Origin of the sequence: Vreelandella subglaciescola, assembly GCF_900142895.1 — a bacterium.
Taxonomy (GTDB): Bacteria; Pseudomonadota; Gammaproteobacteria; order Pseudomonadales; family Halomonadaceae; genus Vreelandella; species Vreelandella subglaciescola.
Genome location: NZ_LT670847.1, coordinates 1,490,995 through 1,515,995, shown reverse-complemented (window position 1 = coordinate 1,515,995; position 25,001 = coordinate 1,490,995). Strand labels below are relative to the sequence as shown.

Genomic DNA, 25,001 nt, shown 5'->3' with positions numbered 1-25,001 from the left:
ACCTCAGCGTTATGTCTACCCCCGATGCCGCGGTTGATGCGGCTTTTGATTCGCTTAGACCCTGCCCCCTGACGCTACGCCGTCAGGCTGTTTTACAGTTGGCGGGCGCGCAATACACCGCCGGCCGCCGCGAGCTGGCCCAGGCAGTTGATGCCCATTTGGAGGCGCCCGACCACGACTGGGACGGACTCTGGGTGGCCATGCACGGCGACACGCTAAAGGCCGCGCTGTGGGTGCAGCCGCTGCCCGGCAACATGGCGCAGCTGTGGCAGCCCCACGCCACGGGCGATATCGCCGCCGAGCTGCTGGCCGCGGGCCGGCGCTTTATGCACGAACAGGGCTTTGCGCTGTGCCAGACCGTGCTGACGCCCGAGGACACCGCCGCTGCCCGGCAGCTCGAAGACGCAGGAATGCGCCTGCTGGCGCCGCTCGAATACCTGACCGCGCCGGTGAGCGCGCCGACGGCAACCCCGGCTATCCGGCTGGTGCCCTGGGCCACGCTTGGCCGCGAGCAACAAATTGCGCTGCTGGGCGATGTACAGCAAGACTCGCTGGACTGCGTCGCGCTGCGCGAGGCGCTGGATACCGAAGCGTTGCTGGCCGGATTCCTGCAGCAGGACGCCAGCGCGCCCGCCCACTGGTGGGCGATTTATCCTGCGGATACGCCGGATGCGGCCCCCATCGGCGCGTTGCTGCTGGCGCCGCGCCCCGAGGTGCAGGGCATGGAACTTCTGCTGATGGGGCTAACGCCGCAGGCGCGTGGCCGAGGGCTGGGGCGTGCGGTGCTTGATGCGGCGTTTGCCGAGGCGTATAAAGCCGACGCCGAGCGCGTGCTGCTCTCGGTGGATACCACCAACACGCCGGCCTGCCGGCTCTATCAGCGCGCCGGATTTACCGGCTATTCGCGCCAGCAGGTTTACGCCTGGACTGCCCGGCAGGCTGACTGAGCGGCAGGGTTTATGAGCCTTAACCCATAAACGATTGTGTTAATAAACGATCGTTTGATTTATCGTGACGGCTACACCACACGGCGTTGAACCATCAACGCAACGCCACCCTGCGAAAAGAGACGATGCATGCGTAAATTAGCGGCCTTTTTATGCGCTGCGCTGGTGCTTTCCGGCTGTGGCGACCCTTCGGCGGACGGCGCCGGCCAGACGCAGGAACAGCGCGTCAAGACCGGCGTGGTAACGCCGGTGACGGCACCGACGATTCGCCTGACCGGGGTGATTCGCGCGCGCTATGAAACACCTCAGGCGTTTCAGGTCGGCGGCCAAATTGCCACCCGCAAGGTGGACTCGGGCCAGCGGGTGGTCAAAGGCGACGTGCTGTTTACGCTGGATCCGAGCGATTTGCGCCAGTCGCTGAGCGCGTCGAAGGCCGAATTGGCTTCGGCGCAGGCCTCGGCGGCGGTGGCCCGGGCGGATCTGGAGCGCGACCGCAAGCTGTTCAAACGCGACTATCTGAGCCGTCAGGCATTTGACCGCGCCCAACTTTCCGCCGAGCAGGCCGATACCCAGGAAGATGCCGCCCGAGCGCGCATGGAGCAGGCACAAAACGCGCTGGAATACGCCACGTTGCGCGCCGAAAGCGACGGCCTGCTGATTGAGGTCAGCGGCGAGCCGGGGCAGGTGGTACAAACCGGCCACCCGGTGGCGCGGCTGGCCAAGGCCGGCCCGCGCGAGGTCGAAGTCGCGTTTCCGTCTGATGTACGCCCGCCGGCGAGCGGCGAGCTGCTGCTGAATGAGGCGCGTATTGCGCTGGAGCGCCGCGAAGTGTCCGGCTCGGTGGATGCGGCCAGCCGTACCTGGCAGGCGCGCTACCGGCTGGCCGATGGTTCGCCCGCGGAAGAACTGCCTGACGGAATCGGGCTGGGCCTTGGCTTAGGCGAGGTGGTGCAAACCCGCTTTGAGACAACGCCGGCGGGCGCGGCAATGGCACATAACGCGCCGTCGCTTTACCGCGTGCCGGTGGCCGCCGTGGACGAGCGCGGTGATGGACCACGGCTGTGGCATATTGTTGACGGCAAAGCCCGGGCGTTTGCCGTCACGGTGGCAAAAATCGAGCGCGACCGGGCGCTGGTCAGCGGCAGCGAATTAAGCGACGGTATGCGCGTGATTGCGCTGGGGACGCACCTGCTGGCGCCGGCTATGCCCGTGCGCGCCCTTGATGCCCCGCGTGACGACGAGGAGTAACGCCGTGAGTTTTCCCAATTTATCGGCGATTGCGGTGCGCGAGCGCTCGGTGACGCTGTTTTTCCTGATCATCGCGCTGCTGGCCGGACTTTACGCCTTTGTTGCCATGGGCCGCGCGGAAGATCCCGACTTCACCATGCGCGTGATGATGGTTTCAGCGGTATGGCCGGGGGCCACGCCCGAAGACATCCAGAATAACGTCGCCGACCCGCTGGAAAAACAGATTCAGGCGGTGGATAACGTCGACCGGGTCGAAACCACCATCCGTCCCGGGCGGGCGGACATGCAGATCGAGTTTGAGGAATCCACCCCCAGCGACGCCGTGCCCCAGCGTTTTTATCAGGTGCGCCGGCGCATGCAGGACGCCGCCGGCACGCTGCCCGACGGCGTGATCGGGCCGATCATCAACGAAGACTTCGGCGATGTGTATTTCTCGCTGGTGGCGCTGACCGCGCCGGATATGTCGATGCGCGAGATGCTGCGCGACGCCGAGGGCATTCGCGACCGGCTGCAGCGGGTCGACGGCGTCAACCGTGCCGAGGTGCTGGGCGAGCGCGACGAACGCGTGCAAATCGACTTCGATATGCCCCAGCTGCAGAGTTTGGGGATTGCCCCGCAGGACGTGTTCGACGCCATCGAGGCGCACAATCGGCTGCTGCCCGCGGGCTATCTCGACACCGACGGGCCGCGGGTGTATCTGCGGTTGGGCAGCGATCTCTCTGACCCTGAGGCGCTGGCCGACGTGCCGATCCGTATCGGCGAGCGGCTGATACGCCTCGGCGATATCGCCAGCGTGTCCCGTGGCTACGAAGACCCACCCGACTTTATGGTGCGCGCCTTCGGCGAAGATGCGCTGCTGCTGGGCGTGGTCATGCGCGACGGTGCCAACGGCCTGGCGTTCGGCGAGCGGTTGGACGCGTTTTGGGAGCAGGAACGCGAGCGCCTGCCGCTGGGCATCTCGCTCGATGTGATGACCAATCAGGCCGACGCCATCGCCGGCGCAGTCAACCTGTTTCAGGTGAAGTTTCTGGTCGCCGTGGTGGTGGTCATGCTGGTGACCATGGTCGCCGTGGGGCTGCGCGCAGGCGTGGTCGTGGGGATTGCGATTCCGGTGACGCTGGCGATGACGTTCGTGGTCATGAAAGCCATGGGGATCAACCTGGACCGCGTTACGCTCGGCGCGCTGATCATCGCGCTGGGGCTGTTGGTGGACGATGCGATCATCGCCATCGAGATGATGATGGTCAGGATGGAACAGGGCTGGGACCGCATCAGCGCGGCCTCCCACGCCTGGGAAGTTACCGCCGCGCCGATGCTGTTTGGCACCCTGGTGACGGTGGCGGGCTTTGTGCCCATCGGCTTTGCCCGCTCCAACGTGGGCGAATACGCCGGCAATATTTTCTGGGTGCTGGCCATTGCGCTACTGCTCTCGTGGGTCGTGGCGGTGGTGTTCACGCCGTATCTGGGCGTCAAGCTGATGCCCGAGCGCCACGCCAAGGCGACCGAGGAAGGCGACGCCTATCAGTCGCACCACTACCGGCGGCTGCGCCGGCTGGTCAGCGGCTGCGTGCACTATCGCAAAACCGTGGTGGGTATCACGCTTGCATTGCTGTTGCTCGCCATTGCGGGGATGGCCGGCCCGGTGGAAAAGCAGTTTTTCCCCAGCTCTGACCGCCTTGAAGTGCTGGTCAGCGTCGATCACCCCGAAGGCACCTCGATCGCGGCGACCGATGCCACCACGCGCCGGCTGGAAACGCTGATTAATCAGGCCGACGGCGTGGCCTCGCTGTCGGCCTACGTGGGCGGCGGCGCGCCGCGGTTTTTCATCTCGGCAAGCCCCGAGCAGCCCAACCCGGCTTTTGCCAAAATGATCGCCGTGGCGGACGACATCGACGCCCGGGACGCGTTGCTGAAAACGCTCAAGCAACACGTGGCCAACGGCGAGTTTCCCGAGGCGCGGGTGCGGGTGGAAACGCTGCTCTACGGCCCGCCGGTCGACTGGCCGGTAAGCGTGCGCGTGCTTGGCCACGATACCGATACGCTGCGCGAGATTGGCCACCAGGTGCGCGATATCTTTGCCCAAAACCCCGCCACTCGCGACCCGCATCTGGCCTGGGACGCGCGGGTACCCACGGTGCATCTGGCGATGGATTCCCACCGGCTGCAGCTGGTGGGGCTGTCGCCGGACGACGTGGCGCGCCAGCTGCAGTTCCAGCTCGACGGGGTCACCATTACCCAGCTGCGCGACGGTATCCGGCTGGCGCCCGCCGTGGGTCGCGCGGCGGCAGACGACGTGGCGACGCTGGAAAGCCTCGAGGTGCAAACCCACGACGGCAAGCGCGTGCCGCTGACCCAGCTCGGCGAGCTGGAAATCGCCTTTGAACAGCCGGTGATCAAGCGCTACAACCGCGAGCCGTTTGTGGCCGTTAGCGCCGAAGTCTCCGGCGCTCAGGCCAAAGACGTCAGCCAGCAGGTGTGGGACTCGCTGAGTGACCTGCGCGCGGGCCTGCCCAACGGCTACCGGCTGGAAATGGGCGGCTCAATCGAACAGTCGGCCAAGGCCGAAGCCTCGATTACGGCGCTGCAGCCGCTGATGGTGATCCTGATGCTGACGTTTATCATGCTGCAGATGCGTTCGTTCTCCGGCACCTTCATGGTGGTGGCGACAGCGCCGCTGGGGCTGATTGGCGCGGTGGCCGCGCTGCTGCTGTTCGGCCAACCGTTTGGCTTTGTGGCCATGTTGGGGCTGATCGGGCTGGCGGGGATTCTGATGCGCAACACGCTGATCCTGACCCAGCAGGTGGCCGACAACCAGCACCACGGCATGCCGCTGCGCGAGGCCGTGGTCGAAGCCGGCGTGCAGCGCGCGCGCCCGGTAGTGCTCACCGCGGTGGCGGCGGTGTTTGCCTTTATCCCGCTGACCATGGACAGCTTCTGGGGGCCGCTGGCCTATGTGCTGATTGGCGGCGTGGCCGCGGGCACGCTGATTACCCTGCTGTTTGTGCCCGCGCTGTACGCGCTCTGGTTCCGCATTGCAGCACAGGCGCCAGAGGCCGAGCGCTAAGTCTTGCGCTTGGCCGCCAGCGCGTAGCGGTAGGCGCGCAGCACGCTGTGGGCGAAGCGCTCGATGCAATGGCCGGCGGCAAACTCGGCCGCCTGGCGGCCCATGCGCCGGCGCTTGTCGTCATCGCCTAGCAGCGTGGCCACGGCGCGGCTCCACGCCTGTACGTCCGGCGCGGTTTTGTAGCCGTTGTTACCCTGGGTGACGATATCTTCGATGCCGCTCGAGCGGATCACCACCACCGGCAGGCCGGCGGCCATGGCCTCCAGCACCACCATGCCCTGGGTTTCCGAGCGTGAGGCGAAGACGAAAAGCTCGGCCAGGTGGCAGTAAAGCGGGATATCCGCCGGGGCCACCGCGCCTACCAGCGTCACGTTCTCACTCAGCGCCAGCGCATCGATGCGTGCCTCAAGGCGCCGGCGGTCGTGGCCTTCACCTATTAGCAGCAGGTGGGCATCGTGCTCGCCGCTGTCGTGCAGCAGGCGCAGGCCGTCGAGCATGAAGTCGATATTTTTCTCGCGGCTCAGGCGCGAAATCGACACCAGCACGCGCTTGCCGCTCAGCCTATAGTGCATTTTTAGCGCCTCGACGGCGGCTTCGTCCCGGTGCGCAAAACGCGCGTATTCGATGCCGGTGGGCTGGACGAAAATCGGCTTTTTCACCCCGATCATGCGCAGGTATTCCTCCACCGAACTGGTCGGCACGATGATCGTGTCGCAGCCGTTGGCAAAGCGCTTGACCAGCGCGTGGGAAATAAAATTGCGAAACAGCGGCCCGGGCAGCGGCACGTAGTGGGCGTAATGCTCAAGCCGGGTGTGGTAGGTATACACCACCGGTACGCCGAGCAGGCGACCGATCAGCTGGCCGGCGCGACCGATCCAGAACGGGTGATGCACATGAATGATGTGCGGCGCAAAATCGCGTACCCGTGACACCAGCCGCCAGCTGAAAATGTTGGCCAGACGAAACTCCTGATGCTTGCCCAGCGGCAGCAGCGAGCGCAGCCGCAGCACGTCGTCCTCGTCCGGCGTACGGGGTTGATTGTCATCCCGGCCATAGCGCGGGGCGACAACCATGACCGGGTGCCCCCGGGCGGTCAGCCCGCGTTTCAGGCGCTCGATGGAGATCGGCACGCCGCCGATAAACGGCAGATAGTTGTTGGTAAACATGGCCGTGCGCAGCGGCGTGCCGTCGTCGGCATCGGGGTCGATGTCAAAGTCGGGGTAGTAGTGGGGCTCGGTGAAGATTTTGCGGTACAGCCAGATGGCGATGGCGATAAAGATCGCCACCAGCAGAATAAAGTTGAGATAGCCCACGTAAAACAGCGAATAGACGAAAAACCACAGGCTTTCCGCAGTGCGCCAGAACGGGTGCTGGCCGATATCCAGCGGCTGTTCTGCAATGGTGACGTTGTTGCCGTCGACGTCGACCGTGACAAAGTGATAGCGGCTGCGCCCGCGGTTGAGCACCAGCCCGCCGGCGCCGCCGGTGACCACGTAGTCGGTGGCGCCGTGGGTCTGGCGGTCAAACAGCGCCAGCTCGGCAGAAAACACCGCCTTGACGCCAGCGCGTTCGATCAGTTGGGTAAAAGCGCGGCGCGAGTCATCGGGAAACAGGTAGTCGTCATCGAGGCCCAGGCGCAACAGGCCCGAATAGTCGACCGGGTACAGCGGGTAGGCGCTGAACATAAAGTGGTTGCCGGCAGTTGATGAACGCAGGATTTCGTCCAGCCAGCGCAGCTGCCAGCCGTAGTCGGTGGTGCCGGTGCTATCGAGAAAGGTAAAGCGCGTATCGCCGGCGGCAAAGCTGAAATGGTAGGGGCCGAAGTGGTCGTAAAAGCGGAACCCGCCGATGCGGCTTTCCTCCTGCTGGCCAAACGTCAGCAGGTAGGGAATCTCAAGGTGCGACAGCGTGCCGAACAGCGCGCGGTATTTGTCCTCGCCGCCGCTGGACACGGCGTTGCCCGCCGAGATCACAAAGTCGTAATCCCCTTTGTTCAGCAGTGGGATAATCTTGCGTTCGAAAATACCCACCGAGTTGTTGATGTTGCCCAGCACGGCAAAGCGGTAGTGTTGTTTTTGTTCCAGCAGCGTTTCAATTTTCTTGACCTGCACCGCATGGTTGGCGGCAAAATCCTGCTCAAAGAAATTGAGATAGATCTTGTAGCCCAGCAGAGCGGTAATCAGCGTCAGGGTAAGGTAAAAAATCCACGGAATGAGTCGCTGGCGATGCACGCGCTTGAGTCTCCTCGGGTGGGATCGGGGAAATAACGCCATCAAGATAGCATGATATACCGCTGTTTCTATTCCATACCTTCTACACCATAACTGCTATGCCATACCTTTCATGCGCCAGCGTCGCTGAGGAGAACACATGACACGATCGCTCACCATTGCGCTGGGCGCGCTTGTATTGCTGGTGACGCTTGCCGGGCTGTGGCAGTGGCTGGCGATGCACGATGTGCTGACCGTTGAGCGCGTGCGCCAGTGGGTCGCGGGTGCGCCGCAGTGGCGCGGCTCGCCCTGGGCCTTTGCCGCGGTCAGCGCGATCTACGTGGCCGCGCTATTGGTGATGTTTCCGCTGAGTATTCTGGTGGCGGTGACGGGGCTGGTGTTTGGCCCGCTGTGGGGCTTTGTGTATGCCACGCTGGGCACGCTGTGTTCATCCATGGTGTCTTACGCGGTGGGCAGGCGGCTGGGGCGCGAGGCGCTGCTGGATTACGGTGGCCGGCATTTGAACGGCCTGTCGCGTTACCTTTCCGGGCGCGGCGTGCGCGCCATGGTGATCGTCAATTTGCTGCCGCTGGCGCCGTTTACCCTGACCAACATGCTCGCCGGCGCTTTTCATCTGCGCTTTCGCGACTACATGATCGGCTCGACGCTGGGTATCGTGCCGGGGCTTGCCGGGGTAACGCTGCTGGGCAGCCAGCTCGGCGCGCTGGCCACCGCCAGCGGCTACGTTGATGTGCTCTGGGCGCTGGGCGGGCTAGCGCTGGGGGCCATGCTGCTTTACGCCCTGCGCCGCTACGCCAGGCGATAAAGCAGATTGAGGTAAGAAGAGTGAGGTTTAGCGCCGGCTGGCCTGCAGGCAGCCACCCACCACGAGCGCGCCGGCAATCGGCAGGCGCCAGTCCAGCACGCTCATACCGGCGAGCACCAGAAACGCCGCGGCGAGTACCGGCACGCCGTAGGCCAGGCTGCCAATCACGCTAGCTTTACCCAGGCGCAGCGCCTTATCCCACGCCACCATAGCGATGCCAAACGGTCCCAGTCCGATAGCAATACCGGCCAGCAGCGCATTTTGGCTGGGCAGCGTGAGCGAGCTGCCCAGCGGCAGGGCGGCTGCCGCGGTGATGGCGCAGGCAATCAGCAAAATTCGTGGCATCAACGGTGTCAGCGACGCGGGAGCCGCTTGGCACAGCCATGAATACAGCGCCCAGCATACCGCCGCCAGCATGGCAAAGCCGTAGCCGGCCAGCGAGCCTTCGTGGCTGCCGCTCAGTGCCTGCGGCACCATCAGCAGGGCCACGCCGGCAAAGGCAATTATGGCGCCGAGCACGCTTGAAAAGCGCACGCGGCCGAAGGTAATCCACTGACTTAACAGAATGAACAGCACCGGCCAGGTGTAGGTAATCAAGGCGGCGTCCGAGGCGGGTGCCAGCCGCATGCCGATAAAGTAACTGCTGACCGCACCGGTAGTGAGCAGCGGCAATCCCAGCCAGATGGCCAAGCGCCAGCCCATGCTCAGGTGGCGGGTGGGCTCGCGCCGGCTTAGCGGCAGCGTGACTAGCGCGCCTGCCAGCAGCGTGAGCGCGGCCAGCGGCAGTGGAGAAACATCGCGCGCCTGTTCGGCGAGCAGCGGGGCAGCACTCCATAGCACGACGGCCACCAACGCAGCGGCAATACTGAAATGACGAGGTGAGATAATATGAATGTTATGCATACGTTGGCTCCTTGCCTTGAATATCACTCTCGCAGCATATCCCGCCACAACGTATCATAAAATCAATGCTTATTGATGTGACTCATCAATGTTCGTGATGAATGGGCTATAATGTGTTGACGGTACTTTGTCGTCGTGATGGCAAAAAGGAGTCTTATGCGCGCCCCCACGTTTGATCTCACGCTGCTGCGCACGCTGGTGGCGGTGGCTGACAACGGCAGCGTGACCGCCGCTGCCAAGCGATTGTCGTATACCCAGTCGACGGTCAGCATGCAGTTAAAGCGGCTGGAAGAGCAGCTGGAAACGTCGCTGCACGAGCGCGTAGGGCGCAAGCTCAAGATCACCGCCGACGGCGAGCGTTTGCTCACCCATGCGCGCCGGCTGCTGGCGGTGAACGACGATGCCTGGCAGGACATGCAGGCGCGCCAGGTCAGCGGCGAGCTGCGCCTGGGCATTCCCGAAGACTACGCGCTGCTGTTGCCCGCGGTGCTGACCTACTTTCATCAGCTGTACCCCGGCGTATCGCTGGAGGTGATTTGCGGCACCAGTGCTGATCTGGCCGAGCGAGTGAAAAATGACGAGCTGGAGCTGGCACTGGTGACGCGCCAGCGGCGCTCGCCCGGGGGCGAGGTGATCCGCCGCGAGCCGCTGCTGTGGGCGGTGGGGTTGCAGCACCAGCCGCTGCTGCGCGACCCGCTGCCGCTGGCGCTGTATTCGCGCGGGGCCGACGTGTTTCGTGAAGTGGCCGAACAGGCGCTGGAATCCGCCGGACGCCAATGGCAGGTGGCCTACACCAGCCAGTCGATGAGCGGGCTGACGCCGGTGGTGATTGCGGGGCTGGCCATCGTGGTGATTACCCGCAGCATGCTCACACCGATGCTCAAGCCGCTGGATGAAAGCAGCGGCCTGCCGGCGCTGCCCAGCATCGAGCTGGCGCTGCACTGGGCGCCCCACCGGCCGTCAGAACCGGCGCGACGCTTGGGGGACTTGATTCGCCGCCAGCTGGCAGCACCGGCGCCGGATTAACGCGTGGCAGGGCGGTGCCCAGGCGAGAGCCTTGTTAAGTAAAGGTGGTCAGGTGAGGTGGTTGTCCCAGTGCAGCGGCAGGTTGGCCAGCGCCACGGCGTCGGGCTTGCCGGGCTCGATCCGGTAAAGCCCGCCCTGGCCGGACGACACCAGAAAACCGCCCGCGCCGTCGCAGCGCGCGCCGGCGGCATCGGGCAGGGCATATTCGCCCAGCAGTTTCCCGCTCTGGTGGTTGAGCATGATGGCCTTGTGCCCGCGCGGTGCGGTCACCAGCGCGAGCGGTTGCTGGCGGCTGATTGCGACGCTGGCGGTGTACTGCTGGAGGCTCGCGGTGAGCGCTTCCTCAAGCGCCAGTTCGGAAAACGCGCCGTCCGGACCTAACCGGCACAGTAGCGGGTGGGTTTCCCACTCGGGCCCCTGAAACTGATAGCCCGCTATCACCGTGCCGTCGGCGCTAACGTCCAGATGCCGGCAGCTGAGCTGGTGGTGCGAAGGCCGGTGGCGCGCGGTAACCTCGCCGCTGTGGCGGTCCACCAGCAGCAGCGCCGGGTCCATTTCCCCCAGGTTGAGTTTGACGCGGCCGTAGTCCGGGTGCGTTTTGATGCCGCCAAGCCCCACGGCCAGTGTCTTGCCGTCGGGCAGCAGGCGGATCTCGTGGGGGCCGATGCCGTCGAGGGCGATGTCGCGGACGTGCGCATAGCCATCGTCGACGTCATATACCCGCACCAGCCCCATGGCGTCATCCAACCGGTTGGCGGTGACGTAAAGGTAGCGTCCGTCGGGGTCGAACACGCCGTGGCCGTAAAAGTGATAGCCGTCGCCGGCGGCCACGCGGTGGGTGATCTGGCGCTGGTCGGCGTCGACCACGTAAAAATGATGCCCCGGGCGCCGGGCAAACACCACCGCCCGGGGGGGCAGTGGGCGAGAGGCAGCCGCCGTGACAGCGCTCGGGAATGGTCAGCGTAAAATGGCGCTCGCCATTGGGGGTAATGCCGGCGATGCAGTGGTTGCCTTTTGCATCGTCCACCGCGCTGAACAGCCAGTCGGCGTTTTGGCGGCCGGGCAGCGCCCAGGCAAAGGAAGGCATGGCCAGCGCTCCCGCGCCGGCCACAAGCAGGTTGCGCCGCGTCTGGTTAACGGTCATGGGTCAGTCCCCGTCGCTGGAGTTAAAGCCGCGCCGCAGTCCGGTCGCCGCGGCCACGTCGAGCGCCAGCAGTTGGCGCAGTTGGCTGATCTGAACGTAAAAGCCCTGGATGTTGGCAAAGGCGGCGTCATCCTCAATGGCCGGTGCCAGGCCATCGGGCAGCGCGGCGGCGCGCTCAAGGGTGATGTCGAGCTGTTCGCGCACGCTTTGCGCCAGCTCAGCGTGGCCGCGGCTGGTGAGCAGCGCGGTCAGACCGGGCATCAGCCCGCGGTCAATACCTTTAAGGCTGGCCTGCATCAGGGCGATGCTTTGGCCGCTTCGCCAGGCCTCGGCGCGGTAGCCGTTGGCCGGTTTGCCGCGCAGCCCCAGGGGGCTTGCCAGGCGCTTTTCTTCCAGCAGTTCCACGCTTTGAATAGCACTTTGCAGCAGCGTATGAGTGTAGCCGTCGGTGGTTTCAAAGTGCTGACCAAAGGCGTCCCAGTCGTCGGCAAGCGCTTGAGTGGTGTGGGTCAAATGCGTGCTAACCGCCTGGGTGAGGGCGCAGGCGTTGGGGCTATCCAGCGCTGTTGCTTGCATGGCGTCGTCATACAGCAGGTATTCCAGCGCGGGAAAACCCTGCACCGCGACGCCGGCTTGCTCAACGTCTTTCTCCGTCGGCGGCGCGTCGGCCTTGAGCTGGGTGTTGACCTTGCGGCCGACCAGGTTTTTGCTGTCCGGCCAGAACTGCAGCTGCCAGCCGCGGCTTTGTTGTTCGATCGGCCCGAACTGGATATAGCGCACCGCCTGCCAGTCGCGGTAGGCGGCCAGCCAGTCGGCCTTCAGTGCGCTGCGGGTGGTCTCGTCGGATGATTGGCAGTAGTCGGCAGCGCTTTGCTCAAGGGTTTTTGCGGCGTCGGCAAGCGCTGTGTATTGCTGCTGGGCCGCCTGGTGCCACTGCTCACGCGGGGCGGGTTGATCCGCGCTAGCGCCAAGCGTTAACAGCAGCGAGGCGGCAACCAACCCGGTTTGGGCGGTGCGTCGAAAAGGCACTCGTGTCGGCATGGCGTGCTCCTTTACCAAGGGGAAATGCATTACAGGGATTCAAGAAAGCGCAGCAGGCGCTGGCGCTTCTCTGACGGCAGGCTGCGGTAGTTGTTCCGCGCCGTTTCGGCTTCGCCGCCGTGCCATAGAATCGCTTCTTCCAGAGTGGCGGCGCGGCCGTCGTGCAAAAAGTGCGCGCGCGGGTTAACCGTTTGCGCCAGACCAATACCCCACAGCGGCGGGGTGCGCCATTCGTGGCCGCTGGCCTCGAACTCGGCGCGGTTGTCGGCCAGCCCTTCGCCCATGTCGTGCAGCAGCAGGTCGGTGTAGGGCCAGATAGTCTGGCCGGCAAGCGCGGGGCGCGCGGCGTCATCGGCGGTTTGCTGGCGCGGCGTGTGGCAGCTGGCGCAACCCAGCCGGTTGAACTGCCGCGCACCCTGCGCAACGGCGGGGTCGTCCATGTCGCGACGCATGGGCACGGCCAGGCTTTCGGCGTAGAAGGTGATGAAGTCGGCGATTTTGTCGCTGACTTCGGGCTCGCCGCCGTCGGCAAAGTCGTCGCACTGCTGCGCGACGGTGCAGTCGGTGGCCGGGGCCAGGCTAGAGGTCAGCCCCATGTCGCCGGCGAAAGCGTGCATGCTTTGCTGCTCGACGCTGGGCTCGCCGGCTTTCCAACCAAAGCGGCCGACTACGGTACGTTGACTGCGCGCGTCCCAGACGTGATTGACCCGCCCGGAAATCCCGTCGCCGTTGGCGTCGTCAGGGTCAGCGGCGGCCAGCAGGTCGGCCTCGGGAATCGCGGATAGCAGCCCCAGCCCGGACATCGGCGGTGCCAGGCGTGGCGAGGTTTCCAGATCGTCGGGCAGCGGGCCGTAGGCCGGGTTCTCGATGCGGTAGCGCGGCGCGCCCAGGGTGACCGTGTCGCCGCCCTCAAGGCTGACTTGGCGTTTTTCGTGGTCGATCACCATCTTGCCTTCCGGCTCGGCGCCGGGAATGGCGGCGGTTTGCAGCTGGCGGCCGTAGTGGGGCACCGGCACGGCGCCGAGCTGTTTGAGCGTTTCCTCGCTGCCCTGTTTGGCGGGTAATGAGAGGCGCAGAAACAGCGCGATCGACGATTCGTCGCCTTGGGGCGGGTGGCCGCGGCCGTCCTTGAGGTGGCAGCCCTGGCAGCTGTTGGTGTTGAGCAAAGGTCCGAGGCCGTCCCGGGCGGCGGTGCTGGCCGGCGCGACGACCCAGGGATTGCGGAAAAAGCTGTTGCCCACGCTGAAATCGAGCCGTTTGGTCATGGCCAGATTGCCCAGCGGTAGCGAGTAGGCGTTGTGGTCAAACTGCTCCACCGACCCCTTGCCGCCGGACAGCGGGGTGTCCTGAATGGGAAAGGCGTCGGCGTCATCGCCGGCAAGCGTCAGGCCGGAAAAGCTCAGCCCGGCGAGGAAAAGGAGAACGTGCGGTGTCATCGGACTGCCTCGCAGAGTGGCGGTATGCATAAACGGCAAAAACCGCCCTTGCGGCTTTGGGGCCACAGGGCGGTTGTCATTGCGTGTGCGTCATGGAATATGAGTCACGCGGCGCTTAGAAGCTGTGGCCGGCGGTGTCCGGCTGCAGCGAGGTGACGCCCAGCTTGCCTGCGGCTTCTTCGATGGAAGCCGTTTGGGCCACCAGCGCGAGAATCGCGTCGTTGATCATGGCGCTGCCTTGCTCGTTGCCCGGCGCGATCATCATGTCAAAGGCCATGGGCGACTGCTCGGCTTCGGCGGCCTGCTTGATCACGCCCAGCTTGTCCATGCTGGTTTCCATCTGGCCGCGCAGGGTCGTCGCCAGTTCGCTATCTTCTTCTGCCACCAGGTCGGCCATCGCCGGGCCGCTAACGACGCTGCCGTCAACGCGCTCGTAGGTGCCGGTATAGACGTTCTGAATGCCCTGGCCGTTGTAGTAGTGCGAGTTGTGGGTGTTGTCGCTGAAGCAGTCGTGCTCGTCTTCAAAGGAGTTGGCTTCAAGGGCGACCTTCAAACGCTCGCCGGCCAGCTCGCCAAGCGACAGCGAACCCATGCCGAAGAGCATGCGGCGCAGGCCTTCCTGATCGCTTTCGGCGAGCAGCTCGGCGCGGTAGTTGTCATCGCTGCCGTCGGCCCATTGCGCGGTCATCCACTCAAGGTCTTCGACCAGCAGGTCGGATACGGCGTCGAGGTACTCGCCGCGGCGGTCGCAGTTGCCGTTAGTGCAGTCGTCGCCGGTGACGTAGTCGCTGACCGGGCGGTTGCCGTTGCCGGCGTCAAAGCCGTGGAGATCCTGGCCCCAGAGCAAAAATTCGACGGCGTGATAGCCGGTGGCCACGTTGGCTTCCGAGCCGCCGATTTCGTTCAGGTCAGCCAGCACCTCGGGGGTGATGTCGCTGACGTCAACGTCCTTGCCGCCCACGGTGATCGATTCGTTGGCGACGATGTTGGCGGTCGCGCCTTCGCTGCCCAGCTCGTGCTGGTAGTCGTCGGCTTCGACGTAGTCGATCATGCCTTCGTCAAGCGGCCAGGCGTTGAGCTGGCCTTCCCAGTTGTCGACCACGGCGTTGCCAAAGCGGAAAACTTCCGACTGTTGATAGGGCACCCGCGCCGCAAGCCAGGCTTGCTGGGCGGCGGCCAGCGTCTTGGCCGAGGGGTTTTCCAGCAGCGCGTCGATGCGCTCGTTCAGCGTTTGCGCGGTGGTCAGTGCGTCCTGATAGGTGGCGTGAGCGATGTCGGCGTAGTGAGTGACAACATCGCTGGCAACGACCGCATCCGGCGTGGCGTCGTTGGCGGCCTGAGCGGCCAGCGGCACAAGCGCGGCAAGCGCAATGGTGGCAACGAGGGGGTGACGAGTCATGCGGCGTTTCCTTGGGGTAAGAGCCAGAGTGTGCGCCTACGTTACCGACACGCCAACCAAGGTGCAAATGATATTCAATGTGATTAGGTGCAGCGGCGCGGGCTACTGGGTGCCGATAATCACGCTGGAAGCCTTGAAGATGGCGCTGGCCGGGTGTTGAACCCATGACGCCGCGTTTACCGCTGGCGCATATCAAAGGCGACGCTGCGGATCAGCGCGGTAACGGGCTGGCCTTCTTCAAGCGCCATGTCATCCCGTGATTTGCGCGTTAGCCGCGCGCGCAGGCGCTGATCACCTATCGCCAGCACGGCTTCCACCGCCGTGTGGTCGTCGGGGAGCGGGGTGATCGACTCAATCGTCGCGGCCAGCTGGTTGCGGTAGCTGGTGTTGTTGGGCGCTGATAGCGCCAGCGCTACGTCGCGCGCGGGTATGCGCAGGCGAAAGTGAGTGCCCACGGGGGTGTCCTGATAGGGCACCACCAGCGTGCGGGAGTCGTCCAGCTGCAGGTGCGTCAGGCCGTAGTCGTGGTCGTGGGCGGCAACGCTGACGCTAAGCGTTGAGGCCGCATCGAAGCCGCCGAGCTGGCGGGTAAGGTCGACGCGCAGCAGCACGTTTTCCAGCGTATCGCTTGCCAGCACGCGGCCGTCTTCGATAACCACCAGATGATCGGCAATGGCGGTGAGTTCCTGGGGGTCGTGGCTGATATACACCACGGGGATATTGACGTCCTGCACCAGCGAGAGAATAAAGCGCAGCAGCTCCTGTTTGCGTGCGCCGTCGAGCCCCGACAGCGGCTCGTCCATGAGCAGCAGCTCGGGGTCGGTCAGCAGCGCCCGGCCGATCGAGACGCGCTGGGCTTCGCCGCCGGAGAGCGTGCCCGGCAGGCGCTCGAGCAGGTAGCCGATGCCCAATAGCTTAACAATGGCGTCAAAGCGCGGGCGGGCGCTTTCCGGCATGCCGTAGGTCAGGTTGGCGCGTACGCGAAAGTGGGGAAACAGCCGCGCTTCCTGAAAGACCACGCCGATACGCCGTTTATTGGGCGGCAGAAAAACGCCGCGCCGGGTATCCACCAGCGCCCGCTCGCCGAGGGTAATGTGGCCGGCGTCGGGTTTATCCAGCCCCGCGATCAAGCGCAGCAGGCTGGTTTTGCCGCTGCCGGACGCACCGAACAGCGCGCTGACGCCGCGCGCGGGAAGCGCAAGGTCGACGTCGAGGGTAAAGCGACCCTGCTGCTTTTTGACGGCAAGCCTGAGGCTGGTATCCGGCATGGTTATCCTCTTGAGCTTTTATCAGCTATCGCGTTCGCGGGTGCGCAGGCGGGCATTGCGCGCCAGCCATTCCGACGCCACCAGCGACGCCATGGCGATGACGATGGAGATGACGCACAGCCGGGCGGCAGCGGCTTCCTGACCGGGGGATTGAATCAAGGTGTAAAGCGCCAGCGGCAGGGTGCGCGTTTCGCCGGGAATGTTTGAGGCAAAGGTAATTGTGGCGCCAAACTCGGACAGCGCCCGGGCAAACGCCAGCATGGTGCCGGTCACCAGTCCGGGGAGCGACAGCGGCAGGGTAATGGTGAAAAATATCCGCCACTTGCTCGCGCCGAGCGTATGGGCGGCGGCTTCGAGTTTGGGGTCGACCGCTTCGAGCGAAAGTCGCACGGCGCGCACAAACAGCGGAAACGCCATGACGCCGCTGGCCACCGCCGCTCCCTGCCAGGTGAACGGCAGCGAGATACCCGCCACCTCGTGCAACCACTGGCCGATAAAACCGCGCCGCCCCAGGGAAACAAGCAGCAGGTAGCCGATCACCACCGGCGGCAGCACCAGCGGCAGGTGTACCAGGCCGTCGAGCAGCGCCTTGCCGCGAAACTCGCGCCGCGCCAGCAGCCAGGCAATGGCGATGCCCGGGGGTAAAATCCAGCCCACCGCGCTTAGCGCAATTCGCAGGCTAAGCTGGATGGCGTCCCATTCAGCCGGAGACAGCAACGCGGCGCTCCTTAGATGTCATTGTCAGGCGTCGGGTCATGTTTAGTCACGTCGCCTTCAAGCGCAGAGGCAAAGCCGTGGTCGGCAAAAATCGCCGTGGCGGCGTCGCCTTCCAGCCAAAGGCGAAAGGCCGCGGCGTCGGCGTTGTCTTGCGCGTCGCTATCTTCCGTGCTGATCAGCGCCGCTGGATAAACGATGGGGTCGTGGGTGTCGAGCGGGAAGAGCCCCAGCGTGGTCACGCCGTCGCTGGCCTGGGCATCGGTTTGATAGACCACGCCCGCCGGCGTTTCGCCGCGCTCCACCAGCGCCAGCGCACTGCGCACGTTGCTGGCGCGCGCCAGACGCGGTTCGAGCGCGTCCCATTCGCCTAGCTGCTTGAGCGCCTGCTTGGCATAAATGCCCGCGGGCACGTGGTCAGGGTCACCCACGGCAAGGCGCTCGTCGTCATCCAGCAGTCTTACAAGCTCGCCGCTTTCACCGGGGATGAAATCGCCAGCGGCTTCGTCGGTAGGGGCGACGAGTGCCAGACGGTTTTGCAGCAGGTCGATGCGCTGCTGGACGGCCACGCCCTCATCTTCCAGCCAGTCCATCCACTTCTGGTTGGCGGAAATGAACAGTGCCGCCGGCGCGCCGTTGGCAATCTGGCGGGCAAGGGTCGAAGACGAGGCGTAAACCGGCACGATGTTCACGTCGTCGTGCTCGACGGTGTAGGTTTCGATGGCATCATTCATGGCGTCGGTCATCGAGGCCGCTGCGGCAACGTGCAGCGTGTCGGCGTGCGCCAGGCCGGCGGCGCACAGCGCGGCGAAAGCCACCGCTAAACGTCGCGGCCAGGCGGTGGCAAGAGTCGAAGCGGTGTTGAGCATGACGGCAGTAAACCGTTATAGAAGTGTATAGAGCGAGGCTATAGCGCTGGCTGGCGGGTTGCAACTGTTCCAGAGAGGCGGCGGTCGCACTGCGTGACGCAATGTCGTACGTTGGTGTTATGTTCAGCCTTTTCAAGTCAATACGCGAGGTGGCATCGGCCACCAACCGCCACGGCCGCATGCCGGCCTGGCAGTGGTTTTTTCCGCTGGCAGCGCTTCACGCCGCGCTGTTTGTGCCGCTGTCGCTGGCGGCGATGTACGGCGCTGTGCCGTGGGCAACATCGTTGGCCACACCGGCCGGGCATGCCCGTGAGCTGCTGTTCGGCTTTGCGCTGGCGGTCATGGCGGGCTACCTGCTGGGCCCGCTGAGCCGGCAGCGCTTGATACCGCTGGTGGCGCTGTGGGGCCTGGGCCGGCTGGGATTGCTGGGCGGAGGTTGGCTAGTGGTGGCAACGCTTGCCGATGCGCTGTTTGCCGTGGGCGTGGCGTGGTGGGTGGTGCCACGTTTCTTCGCTGCCAAAAAGTGGCGCAACCACGTGCTGGCGCCGCTTATCAGTCTGATTTGCCTGCTCGCCGTGGCCACCCTGGGCGAGCGCTATGTGGGCGGCTGGCCGGCGTTTTCGCTGCTGCAGCAGGGCGTGCTGTTACTGGTGCTGCTGATGACATTTATGGGTGGGCGCCTGATTGCCCCGGCGGTCAATGGCTATGTAAAACGCCAGTTTCATAAAAGCGGTGCCGGCGTGCAGCCTAATCTGGAGGCGGCGCTGATTGTGCTGCTGGGCGTGCTGCCCGCCGCGCTCTGGCTGCCTTATGGCAAGGTGCTTGCCGCACTGATGGCCGCGGCGGCAGGGGCGCTGGTGATGTACCGGCTGTGGGGCTTTACGCCCTGGCAATGCCGTAAGCGGGCCGACTTGCTGGCGCTGATGGCGGGCTACGCCTGGCTGGGGGCGGGGCTGTGGCTATATGCCTGGGCGGCGCTTGGCGGCCTGAGCGCAAGCACCGCGCTGCATGCGTTTACCATCGGGGCGCTGGGCACGCTCTCAAGTACGGTAATGCTGCGCCAGGCGGTATCGCGTGCCAAGGCACGCTCCGAGCGTGAGCGGGCGTTTATCCCCTTGGTGCTGCTGTTCGCTGCCGCCGCCGCGTTGCGCTTGGTAGCATGGCAGGTTGGGGGAATGGCCGCGCTGTGGGGCGCGGCGCTGTGCTGGAGCGCCGCCTGGCTGGTAGTGGCCTGGCGGCTGGTGCGCTGGGCAACCGGCCAACAGACGCTGCCTTCACGACGGTAACAGGACGCGCTGCGGTTCGGCCAAGGCGACGTTGTGTTCCAGTTCGGTATGTTTTTCGGCCGCTAGCGGCGAAGATTCGGGACGATATTTGCGCATGATATATCGCAGCCGCTCCATGACGTTCAGGTTGGCCGCTTCCATGCGCGCAAGTGCTGCCATGGCGGCCTCGACATCGCCTGCCTGACGGTAGCTAACCGCGGCGATAGCCTGCTGGTGTACCTCGCGGTGCGGCACTTCCAGCTCCTGAAAGTCCTGATCGTTATTAAACTGCTGGCTGCCGGTGCCTTCATAGTACCAGCGTCCCAGTGCACACTGGGTTTCATCGGGCAGATCGGCGGCGGTTGACTCAGATAGCCCCATGAAAATGCGGTACACCTCAAGCTTGATTTCCAGCTCTTCCAGATTGGCCAGTTCAACCTCGCTGAGCATGGCCGAAAAAGACAGCGCCTGGCTGCTTTCGCGGGTGAGGGCGAGCAGCTGTTCGGTACGTTGCATGACCTGGCTCGCCTCAGTGCTGAGGTGTTCGGCCTTGTGTGCGTTATCGACCATGGTGTCGTCAACGTGCCCTGCCTGCTGCAGGATGCTGCGGTTAAGCTCGCCAATTTCGCCGGTAGCGCTGTGCGTTCGGGTAGCGAGCTGGCGCACCTCGGTAGCCACCACGGAGAACCCCCGACCGGCTTCTCCCGCGCGCGCTGCTTCAATACTGGCGTTAAAGGCAAGCAGTGTGGATTGCAGGGAAATCTTGTCGATGGCGTGGACAAAACTGTCGATGCGGCCGGCGTCCCCACGCAGTACCGATACCTGTTCAGCCGCGCTGCCGATGTGCCGATTGAGCGTCTGCAGATCTTCCAGCATGGCATTAAGTGCCTGCTGGCTGTGCTGGGATTCGCGGGTGGTGAAGGCGGTGGTTTGCCGGTTGCCGAGCAGCAGCGATGACAAATCGGTAAACGATTCGCGCAGGGCGATCACGGAATCGCCGAAGCCGGTCAGGTTGGTAAACAGATGCTGATGCAGGCGCTGTTCGGTTTCCAGCGCGGTAACGCGCGCCTGCAGGCGGTCTCGCTCGGCGCGCAGGGTATCGGCGTCATCCGCTGCAGGCGAGGCCGGCAGCGGGCGAGAGCGTTTCCATAGGGGCATGATCATTCCTTCTCACTAGTGCTTTTTTAAGCGTTCCTTTGCCTACGGCGGCGACTCAATACGACCAGATAATCGTCATTAACAGCCCCCAGGCCAGTACGCCGGCGGCCATGATGGTGTAGGTCGCGGACATGGTCGTCATATCCTGGCCGCGTCGCTCACAGAGCGCCCCCAGCCCCTGATAAACCAGACTGCAGGAAATGCCCAGCGCCACCAGGACGGCGAATACGTTGAGCAGCAGGCTGGGAATCAGCAGCACTAATGCCGACGACCAGAGCGGCAGCGGCGCGAGCGCGGCGAGTAAATAGGCGTCCTGATAATCCAGCGTCATGTCATCGGCGATGTTGACCACGGTGTGAATCAGCCAGCCCATGACAAAAAACGTCAGCAGTTCGGACAAAAACAGGATCGTGGTGATAAAACGCCACTGCCGGTCACCGAAACCGGCGACGAAGGCATCGCCGTAGTGGGTGCCGGCGTAATACAACAGTACCGGCGGAATCAGCGACATGGGCAGCACCAAGCAAAAGGCCAGCTTGGCAATGGAAGGCCGGCGGCGCTGCAGCTCTTTCCAACCCGCCTGACGGGTGAAGGGCAGCTTGATCACGGTGGTCGGGTTCATGGCGGTGTCCTCAAAGGTGGGAGGCAGCAGATCGGTCAAACTCGTCAGGTAAACAAAAATATCATATTATGATGTTTTATGTTTAACCCTTAGGTCGTACGGGGTTGCTTGTCAATATAGCAGGCGCCCGGTGCGGTAACCGTGGACGATGTCATGTGTGATGCCTCTCTTACTCAGCAGGAACTTACTCGGCAGGACTTTCAGGAGCTGTCGCTGTTTCGCTACCAGCTGCGCTGTTTTTTACGCCACAGCGAAGATATTTGCCGCCGCCACGGCGTGACGCCGCTGCAGTACCAGCTGCTGTTGCACCTGCTGGGGGGCGAGGCGCGCCAGTGGGCAACGGTGGGCGAGCTTGCCGAACGGCTGCAGGCCAAGCACCACGGCACGGTCATGCTGGTGGATCGCTGCGAGCATTCGGGGTTTGTACAGCGCGTGCAGGGGCGCGAAGACCGCCGCCGTAGCGAAGTGCACCTGCTGGCGCGCGGCGCCGAGCTGGCCCGGTGCATTGCCGCGCTGCACCAGCCGGAGCTGCGCCAGTTCAAGGAAACCTTCTGTTTGTCTGACTATCCAGCGCTCAGCTGAAGGTCGGTTTTCCGGGTCGCCGCTTCCGGCTTGATCTGTATCAATACGCGCTGGTGGCGGGCTGTGCTTCCCTGAGTGTTGTCTCTACTCACTTGCTTGGGAGGCAACATGAGCGATACCTGCCAGATCGACTGGGATCCGCGCGCGCCAGACGTGCAGGATGACCAGCTCCATGCCTACGATGCGCTGCGCGGCCGCTGCCCCGTCGCATTCAGTGACTACCTGCAGTGGTCGCTACTGCGCCACGCGGATGTGGTGCGCGTACTGAACGACCACGCCACCTTCAGCAACGCGGCCAGCCGGCATTTGTCCGTGCCCAACGCCATGGACCCGCCGGATCACACCCGCTTTCGCCGGATTATCGAGCCGTACTTCAACGCCGCGGCGATGGCCGAGTTTGCCCCCCGCTGCCGCGCCATTGCCGAAGGCGTGGTCAATCGCCTGCCCCACGACGGCCCGGTTGAGGCCATGGCCGAGATGGGCCAGAACTTCGCCCTGGAAATTCAGTGCGCCTTCATGGGCTGGCCGACGAGCCTGCACGAGCCGCTGCGCGACTGGGTCAAACGCCAGCAGGCGGCCACGCTTGCCGGTGACCGTGAGGCGCTGGGCGAGCTGGCACTGGAGTTTGACGGCGTGATCCGCGAACGCCTGACTGTGCGCCGCGCGCTCGCCACGCCGCCCGACGACGTCACCACTCGCCTGATGAACGAAACCGTCGACGGCCGGCCGCTGACCGACGCAGAGCTGGTCAGCCTGATGCGTAACTGGACGGTGGGCGAGCTGGGCACCATTTCAGCGAGCATCGGTAGCCTGATGCAGTTTCTCGCGGCTAACTCCGGCTGGCAGCAGCGCCTGCGCGACGAGCCCGACATATTGCCCGAAGTGATCGACGAAATACTGCGTCTGGATGCGCCGCTGATGTCCAACCGCCGCGTGGCCACCTGCCCGGTCGACGTTGGCGGGCGATCTATTGCCGAAGGCGAGCGGCTGACGATTTTGTGGGGCGCCGCCAACCGTGACCCGGACGTGTTTGAAGACCCGGACACAGTGCGCCTGGGCCGTGACCCCGAGAGCAACCTGCTGTATGGCGCCGGCATTCACGTGTGTCCCGGGGCGCCGCTGGCCCGCATGGAATTGCTGGACTTCATGCAGGCGTTGATCAACGCCACCCGCCGCATTCGCACGATTCCCGATGAGCCTGCCGTGCGCGCTTGTTACCCTGCCGGCGGTTACGCCCGCGTACCGCTGCATATATGCCGCTAACGCAGCGATTTTTCACGTCTTCTTGATCCCCATCAACGTTTGCGACGGGGAAGGTGCTTTACAATAAAGATGCATGTTAAGTGCATCTTATAAAACCGCAGGTCGGCGTGCCCAGTTGCCGCCTGCCAAGCGAGCAAGGGGGGTAACTCATGGCCGAAGGTCTCACCAAGTCGGCGGCCCGCAATATTTTCTACGGCGGGTCGCTGTTCTTCTTTCTGCTGTTCGCGGCGCTAACGGCGCATAGCCACTGGTACATGGTGAATGTTTCCACCGACAGTGAGGGGCTGACCGATTCGGTCAAGCACGGCAAAGAGGTGTGGGAAAAGAACATGTGCATCAACTGCCACAGCATCCTCGGCGAAGGCGCCTACTTTGCGCCGGAGCTGGGCAACGTCTGGGAGCGCTACGGCGGGCATGAAAACGCCGAGGCGGCGCGCAACGGCATTGCCGCGTGGATACGTGCTCAGCCCTTGGGCGTGCCCGGACGGCGCCAGATGCCGGCCTACGACTTCAGCGAAGAGGAAATGCAGTCACTGATCGATTTTCTCGAATGGACCGACGGTATAGACACCCAAGACTGGCCGCCGAATTCCGCCGGTTAACCCAAGGAGAACACCGTAATGAAATACGAAACGCAAAGGGTGGCGCTACCGTTCTTCATGGTTGCCATGGCGCTATTTGCCTTGCAGATCGTGTTCGGCCTGCTGGCCGCCACGGTTTATGTCTGGCCCGAGTTCATGGCCAGCTTCATGCCGTTCAACATCATGCGCGTCAGTCATACCAACCTGCTGATCGTGTGGCTTTTGATCGGCTTTATGGGATGCACCTACTACCTGATGCCGGAAGAAGCCGAGCGCGAGATTCATAGCCCGGGGCTGGCCTACCTGCAGCTGGCAATTTTTGCCTTTGCCGGTGCGGCAGCACTGGTGGGCTACCAGTTCGGGATTCACGAAGGGCGCGAATTTCTGGAACAGCCGTTCTGGATCAAGGTGCTGATCACCATCTCGTTCTTGCTCTTCCTGTTCAACACCAGCACTACGCTGGCCAAGGGTCGCCGCACGGCGATCAACATGGTGCTGATGTTGGGGCTCTGGCTAGCGGCGGTTTTCTGGCTGTTTGCCTTCTACAATCCGACCAACCTCGCTGTCGACAAGCTTTACTGGTGGTGGGTCGTGCACCTCTGGGTCGAAGGCGTATGGGAGCTGATCATGGCCGCGCTGCTGGGTTATCTGGTGATCAAGATGACCGGGGTCGACCGCGAAGTGATCGAAAAGTGGCTTTACGTGATCGTCGGGCTGGCGCTGTTCTCGGGCTTGTTGGGCACCGGTCACCACTACTACTGGATTGGTGCGCCGAGCTATTGGCAGCCCATCGGCAGCATTTTCTCGACGCTTGAAGTGGCGCCGTTCTTCACCATGGTGATGTTCGCCTTCACCATGTTCTGGAAAGGCACCCGCAATCACCCCAACAAGGCCGCCATGCTGTGGACGCTGGGCTGCCCGACCGTGGCCTTCTTCGGCGCCGGCGTGTGGGGCTTCATGCACACGCTGCACTGGGTCAACTACTACAGCCACGGCACTCAGGTTACCGCCGCGCACGGCCATCTGGCCTTTTACGGCGCCTACGTGATGATCATTCTGGGCGTGATTACCTTTGCCATGCCGTCGCTGCGCCGCAGCCAGCCGTATAACCAGGTCATGAACATGTGGGGCTTCTGGATCATGACCGGCGCGATGTGCTTCATGACCTTTACGCTGACCTTTGCCGGTGTGGTGCAAACCCACCTGCAGCGCGTGCTGGGCATGAACTACATGGAAGTTCAGGATCAGCTGGGGCTGTTCTACGGCATGCGCCTGGGTGCCGGCGTGGCCGTCGCGATTGGCGCCGGGCTGTTGGTCTACTCCTTCTTTGGTCCTCGGCGGGTTCAAGCGCCGGCCGGCGGCACACAGATGATCGCAGGCGCCGAAAGCGCCTGATGTGAAAGGGCCCCGTACCGCGGGGCCTTTGTGACTCGCT

At 64.0% G+C, this 25,001-nt stretch carries 21 protein-coding genes; 10 read left to right on the top strand and 11 right to left on the bottom strand.

Going from position 1 to position 25,001, the window contains the following annotated elements; translation table 11 throughout:
* Nucleotides 1–11 precede the first annotated feature (11 nt).
* The 3 genes from B5495_RS07030 to B5495_RS07020 all read left to right on the top strand — a co-directional run bounded on the left by B5495_RS07030 (nt 12) and on the right by B5495_RS07020 (nt 5,259).
* Entirely contained in the window at nt 12–947 is a 936-nt protein-coding gene (locus tag B5495_RS07030; RefSeq protein WP_079552480.1) for a GNAT family N-acetyltransferase, read from the top strand.
* Nucleotides 948–1,076: 129 nt separating this feature from the next.
* On the top strand, nt 1,077–2,195 hold the full coding sequence (locus tag B5495_RS07025) for an efflux RND transporter periplasmic adaptor subunit (protein WP_079552479.1): 1,119 nt from the start codon (nt 1,077–1,079) through the stop codon (nt 2,193–2,195).
* Nucleotides 2,196–2,199: 4 nt separating this feature from the next.
* Nucleotides 2,200–5,259, top strand: a complete 3,060-nt coding sequence (locus B5495_RS07020; protein ID WP_079552477.1) for an efflux RND transporter permease subunit — start codon at nt 2,200–2,202, stop codon at nt 5,257–5,259.
* Here B5495_RS07020 and B5495_RS07015 read toward each other — a convergent pair.
* On the bottom strand, nt 5,256–7,532 hold the full coding sequence (locus B5495_RS07015) for a glycosyltransferase (protein WP_154045237.1): 2,277 nt from the start codon (nt 7,530–7,532) through the stop codon (nt 5,256–5,258). The genes B5495_RS07020 and B5495_RS07015 overlap by 4 nt on opposite strands.
* A gap of 97 nt (nt 7,533–7,629) precedes the next feature.
* Here B5495_RS07015 and B5495_RS07010 point away from each other — a divergent pair, with 97 nt between their 5' ends.
* Nucleotides 7,630–8,295, top strand: coding sequence for a TVP38/TMEM64 family protein (locus B5495_RS07010; protein ID WP_079552474.1), 666 nt, complete (start codon nt 7,630–7,632; stop codon nt 8,293–8,295).
* A 27-nt stretch (nt 8,296–8,322) separates the two neighbouring features.
* Here B5495_RS07010 and B5495_RS07005 read toward each other — a convergent pair whose 3' ends face one another.
* Nucleotides 8,323–9,198, bottom strand: a complete 876-nt coding sequence (locus tag B5495_RS07005) for a DMT family transporter (protein WP_079552472.1) — start codon at nt 9,196–9,198, stop codon at nt 8,323–8,325.
* A gap of 156 nt (nt 9,199–9,354) precedes the next feature.
* On the opposite strand from B5495_RS07005, the gene B5495_RS07000 reads away from it, so the two are divergent.
* Complete coding sequence (locus tag B5495_RS07000; RefSeq protein ID WP_079552470.1) at nt 9,355–10,224, top strand: LysR substrate-binding domain-containing protein; 870 nt, start codon at nt 9,355–9,357, stop codon at nt 10,222–10,224.
* A gap of 48 nt (nt 10,225–10,272) precedes the next feature.
* On the opposite strand, the gene B5495_RS06995 is transcribed toward B5495_RS07000, so the two are convergent.
* From B5495_RS06995 to modA, 7 genes are all read right to left on the bottom strand, one after another.
* Nucleotides 10,273–11,124: a DUF1513 domain-containing protein gene (locus B5495_RS06995; protein WP_231897249.1), complete on the bottom strand. Its 852-nt coding sequence runs from the start codon at nt 11,122–11,124 to the stop codon at nt 10,273–10,275.
* A 247-nt stretch (nt 11,125–11,371) separates the two neighbouring features.
* Nucleotides 11,372–12,409 (bottom strand): imelysin family protein, encoded by a 1,038-nt coding sequence (locus B5495_RS06990; RefSeq protein ID WP_079552469.1) that lies wholly within the window; start codon nt 12,407–12,409, stop codon nt 11,372–11,374.
* Between the two features lie 29 nt (nt 12,410–12,438).
* Complete coding sequence (locus B5495_RS06985) at nt 12,439–13,845, bottom strand: di-heme oxidoreductase family protein (protein WP_079552467.1); 1,407 nt, start codon at nt 13,843–13,845, stop codon at nt 12,439–12,441.
* Between the two features lie 115 nt (nt 13,846–13,960).
* Nucleotides 13,961–15,244 carry an imelysin family protein gene (locus B5495_RS06980; RefSeq protein ID WP_079552465.1) on the bottom strand — a complete coding sequence of 428 codons (1,284 nt, stop codon included), beginning with the start codon at nt 15,242–15,244 and terminating at the stop codon, nt 13,961–13,963.
* A gap of 176 nt (nt 15,245–15,420) precedes the next feature.
* Nucleotides 15,421–16,512 carry a molybdenum ABC transporter ATP-binding protein gene (gene modC / locus B5495_RS06975; RefSeq protein ID WP_079552464.1) on the bottom strand — a complete coding sequence of 364 codons (1,092 nt, stop codon included), beginning with the start codon at nt 16,510–16,512 and terminating at the stop codon, nt 15,421–15,423.
* A gap of 21 nt (nt 16,513–16,533) precedes the next feature.
* Entirely contained in the window at nt 16,534–17,229 is a 696-nt protein-coding gene (modB, locus tag B5495_RS06970) for a molybdate ABC transporter permease subunit (RefSeq protein WP_079552462.1), read from the bottom strand.
* An 11-nt stretch (nt 17,230–17,240) separates the two neighbouring features.
* Nucleotides 17,241–18,095 (bottom strand): molybdate ABC transporter substrate-binding protein, encoded by an 855-nt coding sequence (modA, locus tag B5495_RS06965; RefSeq protein WP_079552460.1) that lies wholly within the window; start codon nt 18,093–18,095, stop codon nt 17,241–17,243.
* A 119-nt stretch (nt 18,096–18,214) separates the two neighbouring features.
* Here modA and B5495_RS06960 point away from each other — a divergent pair, with 119 nt between their 5' ends.
* Nucleotides 18,215–19,381, top strand: coding sequence for an NnrS family protein (locus B5495_RS06960; protein WP_079554952.1), 1,167 nt, complete (start codon nt 18,215–18,217; stop codon nt 19,379–19,381).
* Here B5495_RS06960 and B5495_RS15020 read toward each other — a convergent pair.
* Together B5495_RS15020 and B5495_RS06950 are read right to left on the bottom strand one after the other, a co-directional pair.
* Nucleotides 19,370–20,518, bottom strand: coding sequence for a methyl-accepting chemotaxis protein (locus B5495_RS15020; RefSeq protein ID WP_172824535.1), 1,149 nt, complete (start codon nt 20,516–20,518; stop codon nt 19,370–19,372). The genes B5495_RS06960 and B5495_RS15020 overlap by 12 nt on opposite strands.
* Nucleotides 20,519–20,573: 55 nt before the next feature.
* Nucleotides 20,574–21,140 carry a YIP1 family protein gene (locus tag B5495_RS06950; RefSeq protein ID WP_079552456.1) on the bottom strand — a complete coding sequence of 189 codons (567 nt, stop codon included), beginning with the start codon at nt 21,138–21,140 and terminating at the stop codon, nt 20,574–20,576.
* Between the two features lie 153 nt (nt 21,141–21,293).
* Here B5495_RS06950 and B5495_RS06945 point away from each other — a divergent pair, with 153 nt between their 5' ends.
* From B5495_RS06945 to B5495_RS06930, 4 genes are all read left to right on the top strand, one after another.
* Nucleotides 21,294–21,722, top strand: coding sequence for a MarR family transcriptional regulator (locus B5495_RS06945; protein ID WP_079552454.1), 429 nt, complete (start codon nt 21,294–21,296; stop codon nt 21,720–21,722).
* Nucleotides 21,723–21,830: 108 nt separating this feature from the next.
* Nucleotides 21,831–22,985: a cytochrome P450 gene (locus tag B5495_RS06940; RefSeq protein WP_079552453.1), complete on the top strand. Its 1,155-nt coding sequence runs from the start codon at nt 21,831–21,833 to the stop codon at nt 22,983–22,985.
* 149 nt (nt 22,986–23,134) lie between these two features.
* On the top strand, nt 23,135–23,587 hold the full coding sequence (locus B5495_RS06935; protein WP_079552451.1) for a c-type cytochrome: 453 nt from the start codon (nt 23,135–23,137) through the stop codon (nt 23,585–23,587).
* A gap of 18 nt (nt 23,588–23,605) precedes the next feature.
* Entirely contained in the window at nt 23,606–24,961 is a 1,356-nt protein-coding gene (locus B5495_RS06930; protein WP_079552449.1) for a cbb3-type cytochrome c oxidase subunit I, read from the top strand.
* The last annotated feature ends 40 nt before the right edge of the window (nt 24,962–25,001 follow it).